Raw genomic sequence first — 740 nt, 5'->3', positions numbered from 1 at the left:
CTGGCGCGCGGGGAAGCGTGATCGCACGCACCACCGTCTTGCGCGCTGGCCCACAGGCAGTATAGTCCGTTACAACAAGTCAGCGGTCCCGTGCGAACGGGCGAGAAAGGGAATGCCGTAAACTCCGGCAGGGTGTTCATGCCCGGGGGCGCAGTCGGCAACTGTACCCGCAACTGTAGGCGGAGAGTGCGTCATCCGGCGCTGTGATACGCAGCAGCCACTGGCTCCGGCCGGGAAGGTGGAGGACGTGCCGTGACCCGCAAGTCAGGAGACCTGCCGCTGTCCTTCAACAATATCGCCGGGCGGGCATAACCGGAGATGGACGCGAGACAATGGACACGACCGGCTAGCATCCCGTTCCCCCGCACTGACCCGGATCCGGCACATGGATGCCGTCCTTTTTCTGGTCCGCCCTGGGCCAGCCCATCCTGACGGGATGTCTTTTTCCAATGAATCTGCCTGCCCTTTCCCTGTCGCGCCCGATGCTGGCGCGCACCGTGCTGCTCCCGTGCATACTTGCCGCGGGCGGCCTCGGGGTAACAAACGCCCATGCACAGGCCCCGCGCACCCAGCTTGCCGATGACCGCGCCCGCCTTGGCAACTCCACCCCCCTGATTGAACAGATCGACCCCACGACAGTGCGCGATTCCGTGCGCGCCAATACCGAAGCGGCGGAACAATCCACCGATACCGACAGTCTCGACACCAGTGGCGACCTGCTGGGCAACATGGGCGGCGCA

At 65.0% G+C, this 740-nt stretch carries 1 pseudogene and 1 riboswitch; the pseudogene reads left to right on the top strand.

Features of this window, described 5'->3' with window-relative positions:
• The first annotated feature begins 66 nt into the window (after positions 1 to 66).
• Positions 67 to 295, top strand: a riboswitch (cobalamin riboswitch).
• A 154-nt stretch (positions 296 to 449) separates the two neighbouring features.
• A pseudogene (locus tag JCM25156_RS26375) lies at positions 450 to 740 on the top strand (hypothetical protein); the annotation flags it as partial.

The sequence above is a fragment of the Komagataeibacter kakiaceti JCM 25156 genome (assembly GCF_000613305.1).
The sequence above is the reverse complement of the archived record's forward strand: the minus strand, read 5'-3'. Positions and strand labels throughout refer to the sequence as shown.